Raw genomic sequence first — 547 nt, forward strand, 5'->3', positions numbered from 1 at the left:
GCCCCTGAAAAGGGCGCCATCGCCACCTGCTGATCCGGCTCCGGGCTACGCCCTACGCCGGATCAGCAGGTGGCGATTCTCATCTTGATTGACGCTGGTCTCTCATCCTGATTGTCGCGCGGCACTATTACTACGCCCCGGTGCCGGAAACGGACGAGACACTGTCGTTGATGACGGTGATCGACGAGACGTTCATGGAATGCCCATGGTATGGCAGCCGCCAGATGGCGCGGCACATGCGCCGTGCAGGCCACGAGGTCGGTCGCCGCCGGGCACGACGGCTGATGGCGAAGATGGGCCTGACGCCGATCTACCAGCGGCCGCGCACCAGCGATCCCCATCCGCAGCACCGGGTCTACCCGTACCTGCTGCGCAAGTTGGTGATCGACCGGCCCAATCACGTGTGGTGCGCCGATGTGACCTACAGTGCGCCTCGTCCCGGATGATCCGGGAGGCGTATGTTGGAATGCAAAAGAGAAAGGAGGAATTGAACGAATGCCTTGCCCTCTGCTGTGAGGGGGCATGAGCCCAAGCGGCGGTGACCTGC

Annotated in this window: 1 pseudogene; it reads left to right on the top strand. The window is 63.3% G+C overall.

Going from position 1 to position 547, the window contains the following annotated elements:
• Positions 1 to 125: 125 nt before the first annotated feature.
• Positions 126 to 443, top strand: a pseudogene (locus NZK81_RS21455) (IS3 family transposase); the annotation flags it as partial.
• Positions 444 to 547 lie beyond the last annotated feature (104 nt).

The sequence above is a fragment of the Novosphingobium mangrovisedimenti genome, from assembly GCF_025153475.1.
Taxonomy (GTDB): domain Bacteria; phylum Pseudomonadota; class Alphaproteobacteria; order Sphingomonadales; family Sphingomonadaceae; genus Novosphingobium; species Novosphingobium mangrovi_A.